General features: G+C 70.8%; 18 protein-coding genes and 1 pseudogene. 8 read left to right on the top strand and 11 right to left on the bottom strand.

The features are described from left to right. From G3I19_RS11745 to G3I19_RS11725, 5 genes and pseudogenes are all read right to left on the bottom strand, one after another. Positions 1-305: pseudogene (locus G3I19_RS11745) on the bottom strand (PucR family transcriptional regulator); the annotation flags it as partial. A 59-nt stretch (positions 306-364) separates the two neighbouring features. Next, positions 365-1,618, bottom strand: a complete 1,254-nt coding sequence (locus G3I19_RS11740; RefSeq protein WP_164262899.1) for a cytochrome P450 — start codon at positions 1,616-1,618, stop codon at positions 365-367. A gap of 65 nt (positions 1,619-1,683) precedes the next feature. After that, on the bottom strand, positions 1,684-1,884 hold the full coding sequence (locus tag G3I19_RS11735) for a ferredoxin (RefSeq protein WP_164262897.1): 201 nt from the start codon (positions 1,882-1,884) through the stop codon (positions 1,684-1,686). Further along, on the bottom strand, positions 1,881-2,588 hold the full coding sequence (locus G3I19_RS11730) for a TetR family transcriptional regulator (protein ID WP_164262911.1): 708 nt from the start codon (positions 2,586-2,588) through the stop codon (positions 1,881-1,883). Before G3I19_RS11730 ends, G3I19_RS11735 begins: the two co-directional genes overlap by 4 nt. Positions 2,589-2,650: 62 nt before the next feature. Next, positions 2,651-3,871, bottom strand: a complete 1,221-nt coding sequence (locus G3I19_RS11725) for a cytochrome P450 (RefSeq protein ID WP_164262895.1) — start codon at positions 3,869-3,871, stop codon at positions 2,651-2,653. Positions 3,872-4,015: 144 nt separating this feature from the next. Here G3I19_RS11725 and G3I19_RS11720 point away from each other — a divergent pair, with 144 nt between their 5' ends. Together G3I19_RS11720 and G3I19_RS11715 are read left to right on the top strand one after the other, a co-directional pair. Then, positions 4,016-5,467, top strand: a complete 1,452-nt coding sequence (locus G3I19_RS11720; protein ID WP_164262893.1) for an MFS transporter — start codon at positions 4,016-4,018, stop codon at positions 5,465-5,467. A 152-nt stretch (positions 5,468-5,619) separates the two neighbouring features. Further along, positions 5,620-6,276 carry a TetR family transcriptional regulator gene (locus tag G3I19_RS11715; protein ID WP_343235070.1) on the top strand — a complete coding sequence of 219 codons (657 nt, stop codon included), beginning with the start codon at positions 5,620-5,622 and terminating at the stop codon, positions 6,274-6,276. 74 nt (positions 6,277-6,350) lie between these two features. Here the strand turns inward: G3I19_RS11715 and G3I19_RS11710 are convergent, their stop codons facing one another. Genes G3I19_RS11710 through G3I19_RS11700 form a run of 3 tightly spaced genes read right to left on the bottom strand, consistent with a single transcriptional unit; the run spans position 6,351 to position 7,599 of the window. Beyond that, positions 6,351-6,560, bottom strand: a complete 210-nt coding sequence (locus G3I19_RS11710) for a DUF397 domain-containing protein (RefSeq protein ID WP_164262889.1) — start codon at positions 6,558-6,560, stop codon at positions 6,351-6,353. Positions 6,561-6,565: 5 nt separating this feature from the next. Then, positions 6,566-6,775, bottom strand: a complete 210-nt coding sequence (locus G3I19_RS11705) for a DUF397 domain-containing protein (protein WP_164262887.1) — start codon at positions 6,773-6,775, stop codon at positions 6,566-6,568. Next, positions 6,757-7,599, bottom strand: coding sequence for a helix-turn-helix transcriptional regulator (locus G3I19_RS11700; RefSeq protein ID WP_164262885.1), 843 nt, complete (start codon positions 7,597-7,599; stop codon positions 6,757-6,759). Before G3I19_RS11700 ends, G3I19_RS11705 begins: the two co-directional genes overlap by 19 nt. 258 nt (positions 7,600-7,857) lie before the next feature. Here G3I19_RS11700 and G3I19_RS11695 point away from each other — a divergent pair, with 258 nt between their 5' ends. The 5 genes from G3I19_RS11695 (at position 7,858) to G3I19_RS11675 (ending at position 9,937) form a co-directional block, all read left to right on the top strand. Further along, positions 7,858-8,151, top strand: coding sequence for a hypothetical protein (locus G3I19_RS11695; protein ID WP_164262883.1), 294 nt, complete (start codon positions 7,858-7,860; stop codon positions 8,149-8,151). Further along, positions 8,148-8,393: a hypothetical protein gene (locus G3I19_RS11690; RefSeq protein ID WP_164262881.1), complete on the top strand. Its 246-nt coding sequence runs from the start codon at positions 8,148-8,150 to the stop codon at positions 8,391-8,393. Before G3I19_RS11695 ends, G3I19_RS11690 begins: the two co-directional genes overlap by 4 nt. An 83-nt stretch (positions 8,394-8,476) precedes the next feature. Beyond that, positions 8,477-8,992 (top strand): hypothetical protein, encoded by a 516-nt coding sequence (locus G3I19_RS11685; protein WP_164262878.1) that lies wholly within the window; start codon positions 8,477-8,479, stop codon positions 8,990-8,992. Then, positions 8,989-9,342: a transcriptional regulator gene (locus G3I19_RS11680; protein WP_164262876.1), complete on the top strand. Its 354-nt coding sequence runs from the start codon at positions 8,989-8,991 to the stop codon at positions 9,340-9,342. The genes G3I19_RS11685 and G3I19_RS11680 overlap by 4 nt, the downstream gene beginning before the upstream one ends. A gap of 76 nt (positions 9,343-9,418) precedes the next feature. Continuing rightward, on the top strand, positions 9,419-9,937 hold the full coding sequence (locus G3I19_RS11675) for a DUF1203 domain-containing protein (protein ID WP_164262874.1): 519 nt from the start codon (positions 9,419-9,421) through the stop codon (positions 9,935-9,937). Positions 9,938-9,955: 18 nt separating this feature from the next. Here the strand turns inward: G3I19_RS11675 and G3I19_RS11670 are convergent, their stop codons facing one another. After that, positions 9,956-11,149, bottom strand: a complete 1,194-nt coding sequence (locus G3I19_RS11670) for an MBL fold metallo-hydrolase (RefSeq protein ID WP_343235069.1) — start codon at positions 11,147-11,149, stop codon at positions 9,956-9,958. A gap of 110 nt (positions 11,150-11,259) precedes the next feature. Beyond that, positions 11,260-12,051 carry an SGNH/GDSL hydrolase family protein gene (locus G3I19_RS11665; RefSeq protein ID WP_164262872.1) on the bottom strand — a complete coding sequence of 264 codons (792 nt, stop codon included), beginning with the start codon at positions 12,049-12,051 and terminating at the stop codon, positions 11,260-11,262. A gap of 273 nt (positions 12,052-12,324) precedes the next feature. Here G3I19_RS11665 and G3I19_RS11660 point away from each other — a divergent pair, with 273 nt between their 5' ends. Further along, entirely contained in the window at positions 12,325-13,140 is an 816-nt protein-coding gene (locus G3I19_RS11660; protein ID WP_164262870.1) for a tyrosine-protein phosphatase, read from the top strand. A 19-nt stretch (positions 13,141-13,159) separates the two neighbouring features. Here G3I19_RS11660 and G3I19_RS36870 read toward each other — a convergent pair whose 3' ends face one another. Further along, positions 13,160-13,297, bottom strand: a complete 138-nt coding sequence (locus tag G3I19_RS36870; protein WP_203599449.1) for a DUF6126 family protein — start codon at positions 13,295-13,297, stop codon at positions 13,160-13,162. Positions 13,298-13,333: the final 36 nt, after the last annotated feature.

Here is a 13,333-nt window from a genome sequence, read left to right as displayed (position 1 = left end):
GGGCCGGGGCCCCGGCGGCCGGGCCGCATCACCACGGCCGCCGCCCCCGCGCGGTCCGCGGCGCGCAGCACACCGACCGCTTCAGGGGAGGCGGCCTCCACCCCGACAGCGAGCAGGACGAGCCCGGTGGCCGCCCATATCTCTTCGTCCCGCTCCTCGCCCGTGTCGTGCAGCACCACGTCGGACACCGGCACACCGGTACCGCGCGGTGCCACGACGACGTCGAGCGTCCCGGCCGCGATCATCGCGAGCAGCTGAGCCAGCGTCGGGGCGTGGCCGGGGCGGTCGGTTCCGGTTGTGTGCATCCGCCCATAGTGTCCGCATCCCGGCGCGGCCGGCCATGTCGTACATCACTGTGGCGGGGCTACCAGGTGACGGGCAGCTCGTGGATGCCGTAGATGACGGAGTCGTACTTGAACGGGATCCGCTCCACATCGGCCGCGGCCCGCAGGGTGGGGATGCGGCGGAAGAGGGTGGGGTAGATGACCTGCAGTTCCATCCGGGCCAGTGGCTGTCCGACGCAGTGATGGGTGCCGGAGCCGAAGGCCAGGTGGGGTCGGGCGTTGCGGGCGATGTCCAGGGTGTCGGGGTCGGGGAAGACCTGGGGGTCCCGGTTGGCGAGTTCGCTGAGGAGGATGACGCCCTCGCCCGCGCGGATGGTCCGGCCCGCGACCTTGATGTCCTCCAGCGCGGTACGGCGCCGCCCGAGATGCACGATCGACAGGTACCGCAGGAGTTCCTCGACCGCGTCGGCGACCACCCGGGGGTCGCCGGTGTCCCGGATGGTGGCGAGCTGTTCCGGGTGCTCCAGGAGCAGCAGCGTGCCGAGGCTGATCATGTTCGCGGTGGTCTCGTGCCCGCCGAGGAGGAGCAGCACCCCCATCGCCGCCGCGTCGTGGCGGGTGATCTCTCCGGCCGTGATCCGCTCGGCGAGTGCGGAGAGCAGGTCGTCGCCGGGGTCGGTGGTCTTCCTGCCGACCAGCTCGTCGAGGTATCCGGAGAGGTTGGTGTGGGCGGTGTGCCGGGCCTCGGCGTCGGCGGTCGCCGAGACGATGGTCTTGCTGTTGGTCTGGAAGAACTGGTGGTCCTCGTAAGGGACGCCGAGCAGCCGGGAGATGACCAGGGACGGAATGGGCAGCGCGAGCGCCTGCACGAGGTCCGCCGGCTTGGGGCCGTCGAGCATCGTGTCGATGAAGCCGTCCGTCATCTCCTGGACGACGGGCCGCATCGCCTCGATCCGCTTGATGGTGAAGACGCCGCTGACCATACGGCGCAGCCGCGCGTGTTCCGGATCGTCCATCCCGACGAAGCTCATGTCCGCCTTCGCCTTGCCTGCCTTTTCGGGGTCGACGGGGCTGGGGAAGCCCGGATGGGAGAAGACGGCGCTGAGGCGGGGGTCACCGAGCAGCTGCTTCTGCTCGGCGTGGCTGGTCACCACCCAGGGGGTGCTCCCGCCCCAGGACGTGACCCGGCTGACCGCTCCACGGTCGCGCAGGGCACGCATCTCGGGCGAGACGCCGAACGGGCACACGGCGGAGCGGGGGCCGGGGAACGCGGGGGTGTCGGCGGAGGCGGGGGTGTCGGCGGAGGCGGTGTCCGCCCGGGGCGCTGAGGTCATTCGTGGTCCTTCGACGTGGGGGGGCGCAGGGGCAAGGAGCAGGGACGGCAGGGATCCGGGAACGCCTACGTCTGCTCGGTGATGTGGATCGCCGCTGCGGGGCACACACTCGCGGATTCCCGTACGGCCTCGTGCTGGCCGGGGTCAGGTGCGGCGGCGAGCAGGACGACGATGCCGTCCTCGTCGCGCTGGTCGAAGACCTCTGGCGCGATCATCACGCACTGCCCGGCGCCGCAGCACTTCTCTTCGTCGACGCTGATCCTCATGTCAGGTGTCTCCCTTTCGTTTCCCCGTGTGCCGTTTCCGGATGTGCCCTTTCCGGGCTGTGCAGAGTGGCCGAGCTGTGCAAGGTGACCGGGCTGTGGAAGGCGGCCGGGCTGTGCAAGGCGGCCGGGGCGGTCAGCAGCCCGGCGATCGCGTCGGTCAGCGCGGCCGCGGTCCGGTCCCAGGAGGCAGGCGGCACACCGGTGTTCGCGGCCAGGGCACCTTCCCGGTGCGCGCAGGTGTGCACGATCAGATGCCGCGCCATCTCCCCGCGGGCGACCCTGACCTCGGGCGACAGGTGGGCGAGGCGGCGCCCGAGGCCGTCGAGTACCCGCCGCAGATTCGGGCGGGCGATGGCCTGCTCGGTCACCAGCGTGCGCATCGTCGGGTCGGTCATGACCTGTACGGACAGCCGGGCGTTCCAGGACGGATGACCGAGCGAGGCCAGATACTCCGGCACCGGCCTGACCAGGGCGACGACCCAGTCCCGGATCTCGTCGCTGCCCTCAGCGAGCGCCACGTACCGCTCCCGGAACAGGTCGGCCCGTTCACCGTGCCTGGTCATGATCGCGCGGACCAGCTCGGTCCGGGTGCCGAAGTGGTAGCTGACGGCCGTGACGTTCCGCTGCCCCGCCGCCTGGGCGATCTGCCGGTGCGAGACCGCGGACAGACCGTGCTCGGCGAACAGCCGCTCGGCCGCCGCCATGATCGCGTCCCGGGTCCCTTCCGTACGGTCGGTCCGGGGAGCTCCGGTGGTCCCGGCAGCTGTCACCAGGTCACCGGCAACGCGTGCAGGGGAGCGGTGAGCAGCCCCTCTTCGGCGCGCAGTTCCTCCGCGGCCACAGCGAGTTCGAGGGTCGGCAGGCGTCGCAGCAGGACACTGAGCACGGCCTGCATCTCGGTACGGGCGAGCGGCTGCCCGAGGCAGGAGTGGGGCCCGGCGCCGAAGGTGAGATGCGGGTTGGGGCTGCGGCCGATGTCCATCTCGTCCGCGTTCTCCCAGACGCTCCGGTCGCGGTTGGCCGCGGCCATGCTGCACACCACGGTGGTCCCCGCCGGTACGGCACCGCCGGGGAGCTCGACGTCCTCGTGGACGTAGCGCTGCATTCCGGTCTTGGCGCCGTTCGGGTCGAACCGCAGGCTCTCCTCCACCGCCGCCCTGACCAGTGAGGGATCGGCCAGCAGCCGCTCCCAGCGCCGCCGGTCCGACAGCAGGTGCGCCACCATCAGCCCGATGAAGCCCGCGGTGGTCTCGTGGCCGGCCAGCAGCAGCGCCTGTCCGGTGGCCACGAGCGCCTCGTCGGACATCGGCTCGTCCGTGCCTCCGGCCCCGGTCAGCAGCAGGCTGAGCAGGTCGTCCCCGGGGGCGGCGCGCTTGCCGTCGATGAGGCCGGACATATAGGCGGCGAACTCCTGGTACGCCGACTCCGTCTCGTCCCGCGTGTACCGGGTGACGTTCAGGAAGATGTCGGACCAGGTCTTGAACCGGTCCCGGTCGCTCTCCGGGACGCCGAGCATGCGGCAGATCACGAACACCGGCAGCGGGAACGCGAGTCCGGCCACCAGGTCCGCAGGACGCCCCCGCTCCAGCATTCCGTCGATGAGCCGGTCGCTCATGGCCTCCATGTCCGGGCGCAGCGCGGCCATCCGCCTCGCCGTGAACCACTTCCCCACCATGCGCCGCCACCGCTCGTGCCCCTGGGCGTTGAGCGTCTTCGCCATCGGGCTCTTGAAGATCCCGTCCGAGCCTCCGGCAGCCACCCGGGCCGCGTCGGGCCTGGTCAGTCCCTCGCGGCTGAAGCGGGGGTCGGACAGCGCCGTACGCACGTCCTCGTACCGGGTCAGCAACGACGCCTCGTCACCGCTCGGCAGACTCACCCGCGCCACCGGGCACGTCCGGCGCAGCTCCTCCCACGTCTCCGACGGCTGCAACGCCGACGGGGGGTTCAGCGGATAGGGCAGCGGTTCCACATCCTGCGGGCCGGTCACCACAGATCTCCTCCGCACACTCGGGTCGACGGATCACGCTCCGGAAGCAGTCAACACCTCGCGGTTGGATTAAGTCAATCGACTGATTTAATGTTTCCCTGAGCAACTATCTGCGAGGAGAGTTCCGTCTTGAAGGACACGCACGTGAAGGACACGCAAGAGCCGTCCGGCTCCAGGGGCGTGGTCAGCGTCCTGGCGCTCGCCGGCACCCTGGCGGCGGTCATGCAGACACTCGTCACCCCGCTGCTCGCGAAGCTGCCGGGCATGCTGCACACATCGGCCTCCAACGCCACCTGGGTCGTCACCGTCACTCTGCTCGTGTCCGCGGTGTGCGTGCCGGTCACCGGCCGCCTCGGCGACATGCTCGGGAAGCGCCGGATGATGCTGGCCTGCATGGTGCCGCTGATTCTGGGATCGGTGGTGTGCGCCCTGTCCTCCAGCATCACCCCGATGATCATCGGCCGGGCGCTTCAGGGCATGGGGATGGGGATGGTGCCGCTCGGTATCGCCCTGCTGCGCGACACCGTCCCGAAGGAGAAGCTCAGCTCCTCCATCGCGCTGGTGAGTGCGTCGATGGGGATCGGCGGAGGCATCGGGCTGCCCATCTCGGCGGCGGTCGCCCAGTACGCCAACTGGCGTGTGCTGTTCTGGGGTTCCGCCGTACTGGCCACGGTCCTCGCCCTGCTGATCCGCTCCCTGATTCCGCAGGTACCCCCCACCATCACGGGGCAGCGGTTCGACGTCCCCGGAGCGCTCGGCCTCGGCGCCGGGCTGGTCTGTCTGCTGCTGGCGGTCTCCAAGGGAGCCGGCTGGGGCTGGGGTTCGGGCACCACCCTGGGCCTCTTCGCAGGCGCTGCGGTGCTGTTCGTGTCCTGGGGCATGTGGGAGCTGCGCACCAAGGACCCGTTGATCGATCTGCGCGCCACCGCCCGCCCGCGGGTGCTGATGACGAACGTCGCCTCGGTCTTCACCAGCTTCGCGATGTACGCCAGCATGCTGGTCATGCCGCAGCTGCTGCAGTTCCCCTCGGCCACCGGCTACGGACTGGGGCAGTCACTCCTGGCCTCCGGTCTGTGGATGGCGCCGGGCGGCATCATGATGATGCTCGTCTCGCCGCTCGGCGGAAAGCTGACCGATGCCAAGGGCCCGAAATTCACCCTGCTCAGCGGGGCCCTCGTGATCGCCGGCGGATACGGCGTCTCGCTGGCGCTGATGGGCTCGGCCTGGGGCATCATGCTGGCCGTCATGGTCATCAACAGCGGTGTGGGACTGGCCTACGGCTCCATCCCCGCCCTCATCATGGGCTCCGTCCCACAGTCGGAGACTGCCGCGGCCAACGGCTTCAACACCCTGATGCGCTCGCTCGGCACCTCCGTCGGCGCCGCGGTCATCGGCGTGCTCCTCGCACAGATGACGACCACCGCGGCAGGCCGGAGCTTCACCTCCGAGTCCGGCTTCCGCACGGCGCTCCTCGTCGGCTGCGCCATGGCGATCGTCTCGATGGCCGTGGGAGCCCTCATCCCGGCCGTGCGCGCCGCCGCACTCGGCACGGCGAAGACGGAAGGCGAGAAGGCCCGGCCCACCGCCACGGCCTGACCGGGCGGAGTGCGGCCGCCCCCGGTTAAGTCAGGTGTTTGACCGGTGATCGGGGGCGGCGCTTAACTGGGTGACGTCGGAGTTCGCGCCTACGGAAGCCATGCGGTGAGACGAGCAGTGAGTGACACAGGCCAGCGGTACACACCGTTGCGGTGGTCGCGGTGACCCCCGCCACGGCGCGGCACGCGCGGGTCGCCGCCACCCGGGAGCTGCTCATCTCGACGGCGGAGCGGCTGTTCGCCGAACACGGTGTGTTCGCCGTCTCCAACCGCCAGATCAGCGAGGCCGCCGGGCAGGGCAACAACGCCGCCGTCGGCTACCACTTCGGCACGAAGACCGACCTGCTGCGCGCGATCGTCCGCAGGCACAGCGAGCCGATCGCCGCCGTACGGCGGCGCATGGTCGACGCGACGGGTGACTCGGCGGAGGTGCGGGACTGGGTCGCCTGCCTGGTCCGCCCGAGCACCGAGCATCTGGCCGAGCTGCCCCACCCCACGTGGTACGCCCGGTTCGGCGCACAGTTGATGACCGATCCGGTGCTGCGCGAGATGGTGATCGACGAGTCGTTCGGCCCGTCGATCCAGCAGACCCTGGACGGCCTCAACCGCTGCCTGCCAGGGCTGCCGCTGCCCGTACGGATCGAGCGCGGCGACATGGCACGCAACCTGCTGGTCCACATGCTCGCCGAACGCGAACGCGCCCTCGCCGACGGCGCCCACACGGCCCGCGCCAGCTGGCACACGTACGCGACCGGCCTGATCGACGCGATCACCGCGATCTGGCTGGCGCCGGTGACCCCGGCCGACTGAGCAGCACGGGCCAGCCCCCACTGACCGCTGCCGGTCGGCGGGGGCTGCCCCGGTGACTCGGGGTGCGGCTGCGGTCAGGCCCTCAACTCACCGTCGCGCAGGGCGGAGACGAACGCCGACCAGCCGTGCGCGGCGAACGTGACCACGGGACCGCCCGGGTTCTTGCTGTCGCGTACGGGAACGACGGCGGCGAAGTCGTCGGCGACCTCGAGGCACTGGCCGCCATCCTGGTTGCTGTAGCTGCTCTTGCGCCACATCGCGGCATTCAGGTCGATATTTCGCATGATCCTCAGCCCCTCAACTCGCCGTCCCGCAAAGCGGAGACGAACGACGACCAGTGATCCGCGGCGAACGTGACCACGGGGCCGCCCGGGTTCTTGCTGTCGCGTACGGGAACGACGGCGGCGAAGTCGTCGGCGACCTCGACGCACGCACCACCATCCGAGTTGCTGTAGGAGCTCTTACGCCAGTTCGTGACGCTCAGGTCGAGGGATCGCACGGTACTTCCTCCAACATACGCAGGATGAACTTCCGTGACTCGGTCGGGGACAAGGCCAAGTCACGTACCGCATCGTAAGCACGTTGCAGCCGCTCGACCGGGCCGTCCTCCTCGATGAGTTCGCCCCGGTAGGCATTTTCCGTGTAGGCCACGGTACGCCCACCTGGTAGACGTAGAAACCAGACGTCGGTGCTGTCCAGCCCATATGGCCCCGCCTGGAATGGCAGCACCTGAACTGTCACATCGTCTCGCTCCGCCATCTCCAGCAGGTGCTCCAACTGAGCGCGCCACGCGCCAATGTCGCGCAACGGCGTCCGGAGTACAGCCTCGGACAGGATCGTTCTGAATGGCGGGGCCGTTGGTCCCTCCAGCAGATCCCGTCGACCCATCCGAGCATCAACCTGCTGTGTCAGCTCCGGCTCCTTGATCCCACCAGCCGCCAGCACCGCGCGCGCATATCCCGGCGTCTGCAACAGCCCCGGCAGCACGCTGACTCCGAAATGCCACAGGCTGGTCGCATCCGACTCCAGCGCCATGTACTGCCGGTACCGCTCACGGAACTGCGTACGGTCCCTCATCGCCAGCTCCCACAGCACGAGCAACAACCCCTGCGTGCCGAAGAAGTGGTCCAGCCCCTGGACCACTTCGGGGCCGCCGAGCGTCTCGCCCTTCTCCATCTTGCCGAACAGCGAGTAGTCCCAACCGAGCCGCTCACCGACCTGCCGCAAGCTGAGACCCCGCTCGGCGCGCAGTTTCCGTAACTCCTCCGCGAACCGCTGACGCGGCTCCTGGCTGCGGCTGGTGACGAGGCGTCGTTGCGGCATGGCACTCCTTCCAGGGCGTCCGGCCCACCCGGAATCCGCCCCCGTACCGGTACACATACACGCGCGCCCGCCAGTTCGCCGCATTCCATGTGGAATGTGTGGAACGAGCACGGCCGCGGGGGAACGAGATCGCGCCGTCGGTGTGCCCGGCCCGGCCGGGCGGCATTCTCGTAACGCCCCCACTACGCACCGTAGTTCACGCCTGGTGGGCCCGGCAGCGAAACCGCGCAAACACACCGGCCGCAAGGAGATCCCGCCATGACCACACCTCCCCCACTCCCCCGCCGCACCCCGTACCGCGCCACCGACGACGACAGCCCCAAGGTCCAGGAGGCGCTCGAAGCGCGTGACGCGCTCGCCGGGGCCCTGACCCGCGCCGGTATCCAACTCCCCGCCATGGACGTACGCACGCCCTGGTTCGAGCCCGAGCCCGAGCCGGAACAGGACGAGACCCCGGCCAGTACCCGCTACGCGCTGGTGTACCTCGGGGTGTGCTCAGCGCCGGTCGCCCTCGCACTGGCCGCGGTCGTCGCGAAGGGCGCGGGCCGGTGAGCACCACCCCGCAGCCGGACCCGACGACCGCGCCGCCACTTCCCGGAACGGCCGTTCGCGACATCGCAAGCAGCCGGGTCGGCATCGTCATGGGGCACGAGGGCCCATGGCTCCAGCTGCGGCCGCTGGGCGGTGGCCGCGAGTGGGACGCCGATCCGGCCCGCGTACGCCCGGTCGGCCCGGCCGAGCTGCTGCAGGCCCGCGTCGCCGAGGCCAACGCCCGCAGCCGTTCCACGGACTAAGAAAGTACTTTCCACTTCGGAAAGTATGTGTCAGGATGGCAAGCCTCAGCCCCCACCTCTGACCGGGAAAGGCCCGTGCGTTGATGCAGCCGCAGGAGAACGAGTCCGTACGCCACGACACCGGCGCAGAATCGGCCGAGTACGCCGCAGGCGCCCTGCGGGACGTGGAGACGGCACAGGAGCGGGCCCGTCTCAAAGCCGGCCTCCTCCCGGCCTGGTACGGACCGGCAGCGACGGTGGCCGTGATAGTGCCGAGCGCGGTCCAGGCATGGAGCGACGGCAAGCGCGGTCCGGCAACTCTGCTGACACTTCCGGTGGCGATCCTGGCGCTCATCGTCATCGCCCTGCTCGCGCGGGCAGCGCGCAGGAGCGCCGGGGTTCTGATCGACCGGTCCTGGCCCGCCCGTCTGTGGCGGAGCCGGGTCGCGCTGCCGACCGTCTTCGTGGCGGGTGCCCTGGCCGGATGGCTGTGCTGGGTCCTCGGAGCGGACGAGGCCACGGCGCAGCTCACGGCGTTCGTCGTGTCCGGGCTCGGTGTGTGGGTGACATGCCTGGCCCGTAACGCGACGATCAGGCGGACCCTGGCGGAGCTGGCGTGACGGGCACCCCACCGGGCCAGGGACGGCCGGCGCTGGACGAGACGATCCAGCATCCGACCCGGCTGGCCGTCGCCGCCTTCCTCTCCGCGTGCGACGAGGCCGAGTTCGCGGCCGTACGAGACGGCTGCCAGGTGTCCGACTCGGTGCTCAGCAAGACCGCCTCCGCGCTGGAAGCTGCCGGATATCTGGACATCCGCAAGGGCCATGTGGGCAAGCGGCCCCGGACCTGGCTGTCCCTCTCCCCCGACGGCCGGCAGGCGCTGGACGACCACCTCACCGCGCTCCAGGCCATCGTGGCCGCGGCCCGGCAGGCGGGCGGCAGCCGGGAGCAGGCCGGGCAGAGCGGCTGAGCGCGGTGCCACCGCGGGCGGCCTCGGCGTCAGAATTCCGCCAGCACCCGCGGCGCGCGCCGACGACATTGGAGCCATGACCACCTACACGGCTCTCCCCATCCCCCCGGCCGCGCTGCGGGAACTCCGCGTGAGCGACGACTCCGGCCGGCCCCCGCACCCGTACACCGCACGCGAGGACGGCGACCCCGTCGACTGCGTCGGAAGTCCGCTGCGCTGCTGCCTGCGGGCCATCGAGCCCGGCGAACGGGTGGCGCTCGTCTCGTACGCGCCGCTGCGGCGCTGGGCGGCGGCGACGGGCGCGGCACCCGGGGCGTACGACGAGGCCGGGCCGGTCTTCATCCACGCCGATGCGTGCCCGGGGCCGCGTGACACCGATGGCTACCCCTTCGCGCGGCCGGGCGCGCTGCGCACCATCCGGCGCTATGACGCCGAAGGGCACATCGTCGGCGGCCGTCTCTTCGAGATCCCCGAGGACACGGGCGCCGGGTTCGACCGGGCCCTCGACGAGGCGTTCGCCGTCCCGGAGGTGGCGATGGTGCACGTACGCGCCGTGGAGTACGGCTGCTTCCACTTCGCGGTACCCCGGCCGTAGGGCTCTGCCGCGCCGCCCTCAGGTGTGCTGTTCCTCCGCGAGGTCCAGACCCCTCCGGCCGGCCGGAGCCGTGTCCGGACCCGTGGCGCGGCGCCACGGGCGGGCGACCGGCGGGGACACCGCGCGCCACCACGGCTCGGACGGGAGCTTGCCCGACGGCTCGAAGGGTTCGCCGGCCCGGGGCAGCGCCACGGCCTGCCCGGCCTCCCCCGCCGCGTCCCGGGTCCACTCGCCGGGCTCGGCCCACGGGTGCGGGGCGAGGTTGAAGGTGCCCCAGTGGATGGGCAGCAGCGCACCGCCGGGCTTCCCGCCCTGGAGGTCCAGATGGGCCTGGACGCCTTCGGCCGGCGTCATGTGGATGTCGGGCCAGTACTCGGAGTACGCACCGATCTGGATCATCGTGGCGTCGAACGGGCCGTGCTCGGCGCCGATGTCCGCGAATCCGGGGAAGTAGCCGGTGTCACCGCTGTGGTAGATCCGGTGCTCGGGTCCGGCGACGGACCAGGACGCCCAGAGGGTGTGCTGCTGGTTGCGCAGCCCGCGGCCGCAGAAGTGCCTGGCCGGGGTGGCGGTGAGCCGGATGCCCGCGACCTCCGTGGTCTCGTTCCAGTCCAGCTCGCGCAGCCGGTCAGCGGGGACGCCCCAGCGCTCCAGATGGGCGCCCACGCCGAGCGGTACGGCGAAGACCGTGCCGGTCCCCGCGAGTGCCTTGATGGTGGGGAGGTCCAGGTGGTCGTAGTGGTCGTGCGAGATCACCACGGCGTCGACGGGCCCGAGCGCGGCGAGCGGCAGCGGTACGGGGTGCAGCCGCTTCGGCCCGGCGAACGAGAACGGGGAGCAGCGCTGCCCCCAGACCGGGTCGAACAGCACCCGCCGGCCGTCGATCTCGGCGAGCACGCTGGAGTGCCCCATCCAGGTGAGCCGCAGCCCCGACACCGGTGCCTTCGCCAGATCGGCGACGGTGGTGGCGTGGACCGGGACGGTGCCGTCGGGGACCCTGAGGACCCGCTCCTCCTTGCGGAAGTAGACCTTCGCGAACTCGGCCATGGAGCCGGACGGCCGGGTCCTGGCGCCCACCGGGTTCTGGAACACGCCGTCGGCGAAGTTCGGTGAGCGGCGGATACGCGCCATCCGCTCTCCGGCCGGGTCGGCGCCGAAGCCCTCCGGCCGCAGCGCGCGGATCCGGGGAGGCAGAGAACGGGAAGCGGGCACAAGGACCTCCAGGTGTGCGGTGTCGATCCATTATGTGCGGCGGGCGCGTCCGGCGAGGAACGAGCCCGTGAACGGTCCACGCCGCCGGGCAGCGGCCGGAGCTGCAGCGGTCAGAGCGGGAGCAGGTCGGGGCGCTTGGGCTCGACATGGTCGCCGGACGACTCACCGCGGAGCCTGCGGCCTATCCAGGGCACCAGGTGTTCGCGGGCCCACTGGATGTTGTCGCGCCGCACCTCGGCCGAGCCGCGCGGCGGCTCCGGGGGCCACGGCTGGTCCGGGTCGGCGGGCACGTCGAGGCCCAGGACCTGTGCGGCACGCAGGGCGACACGGGTGTGGCCCTCGGGCGACAGATGCAGCCGGTCGGCGTCCCAGGCGCGGCGGTCCTGGATCGTCTTGAGGGACCAGAGGTCGAGCACCGGGGCGCCGTGCCGGGCCGCGATGACCCGGACATGCTCGTTGTACGTGGCGATCTTGCCGCGCAGATGACGCAGGACCGGCACCCCGCGGGTGTCGAACCCGGTGGTCACCATGACGGTGCCGACCGACGCGGTGAGGTCGGCGAGCGCCCGCTCGAAGCGCTCGGCCGCGTCGTCCGGGTCGGAGCCCGGCCGGATGATGTCGTTGCCGCCCGCCGAGAAACTGACCAGGTCGGGTGCGAGTTCCTTCGCCCGTGGGACCTGCTCGTCGACGATCTGGTCGAGGAGCCGTCCGCGTACGGCCAGGTTCGCGTAACGGAAGGTGTGTTCGGGGACGCGGTCGTCCAGAAGTACGGCCAGCCGGTCGGCCCAGCCAACGAAGGTTCCGTCGGGTCCGGGGTCCCCGACTCCCTCGGTGAAGCTGTCGCCGATCGCCGCGTACGACCCGATGATGTCTCTGTTCTTGATTGCCGAATCGTCTGCCACAACGGCCCATCCTGCACCTCGTGCTGTGACCTACGCGACCGTATTTAGGGGGTGACGGGCCGTGAGAAAGGCCACCTGGTCAGTTTGTCTAAAGACGGAATAAGGAGGGCCACCCGGCTTCTCCGGGGCACGATGCCTGCATCACGCACCGATGTCGTATCGTCAAAAATCCAGGGCCGTGAGGACCACGCTCCTCACACACGGCCGGACCGCCAGGTCCACCACGCGCCGACGGCGGCGACCAGCCCCGCCGGCAGGACACCGAGGAGCCCCGTGACGCAGCAACTTCCGCAGGTCCCGTCGGCAGAACCCGAGCTGTCCGGGGTCCGCAACTTCCGTGACGTGGGCGGGCTGCCGACCGTGGACGGACGGCGGGTGGGCCCGGGCAGGCTGTTCCGCAGCGGTCACCTCGCCCACGCCACAGCCGACGACGCGGCCTTCCTGTCGTCGCTGGGCCTGCACACCATCTTCGACTTCCGTAACGCCGCCGACGTGGCCCTGGACGGACGGGACGTGGAGCTGGCGGGCGTACGTCACGTCAACATCCCGCTCACGGACCCGGCGGACGGGTCCGAGTTCTGGCGGATGGTCCGCGACGGCGATCTGGAGCAGCTGCGGCGGGTCCTCTCCGACGACCGGGCCGCGGGCCGGATGGCCGAGTCGTACCGGACGATCATCACGACCAGGACCGCCGAGCACAGCCGGGTGCTGCACGCCATCGCCGAGGACAGCGTGCCCGCGCTGATGCACTGTGCGGCGGGCAAGGACCGGGCGGGACTCTCGATAGCGGTGACGCTGCTCGCGGTGGGCGTGGAGCGCGATGCCGTCGAGGCGGACTACCTCAAGTCGAACGACCCCCGGCGGCGCTACCTGGTCAAGCGCAGCAACGAGTCGGCCGACCCGCACTCCGACGAGGTCATGCAGTTGCTGAGCCCGCTCTTCGAGGCCCGAGCCGAGTATCTGGAGACGGCCTTCGCGGCCATCGACGAGACCTGGGGCACCACCGAGCGCTATCTCTCCGAGGGCCTGGAGCTGAGCCCGCAGACACGCGAGAAGCTGCGCGCCCGGCTGCTCGACGAAGCCTCCTGAGCCGGGCGCCGGCGGCGGGCTACTGCCGGCCGCCGAGCGTGAACAGCAGATAGACGAATCCGGCGAAGAGATGGCCCGCCACCAGGTAGGCGAAGAGCCTGATGACGAGTCCCCTGGGGAACTTCTTCTCCTGGGTGTCCTCGGGTGTTTCCGGCATGGCGGGCCTCTTCTCGTCGGGGGTTCGGCAGCGGGT

Origin of the sequence: Streptomyces sp. SID10853 (assembly GCF_010548145.1) — a bacterium.
In the GTDB taxonomy this organism is placed as follows: Bacteria; Actinomycetota; Actinomycetes; order Streptomycetales; family Streptomycetaceae; genus Streptomyces.
This window is presented reverse-complemented; position numbering and strand designations above follow the sequence as displayed.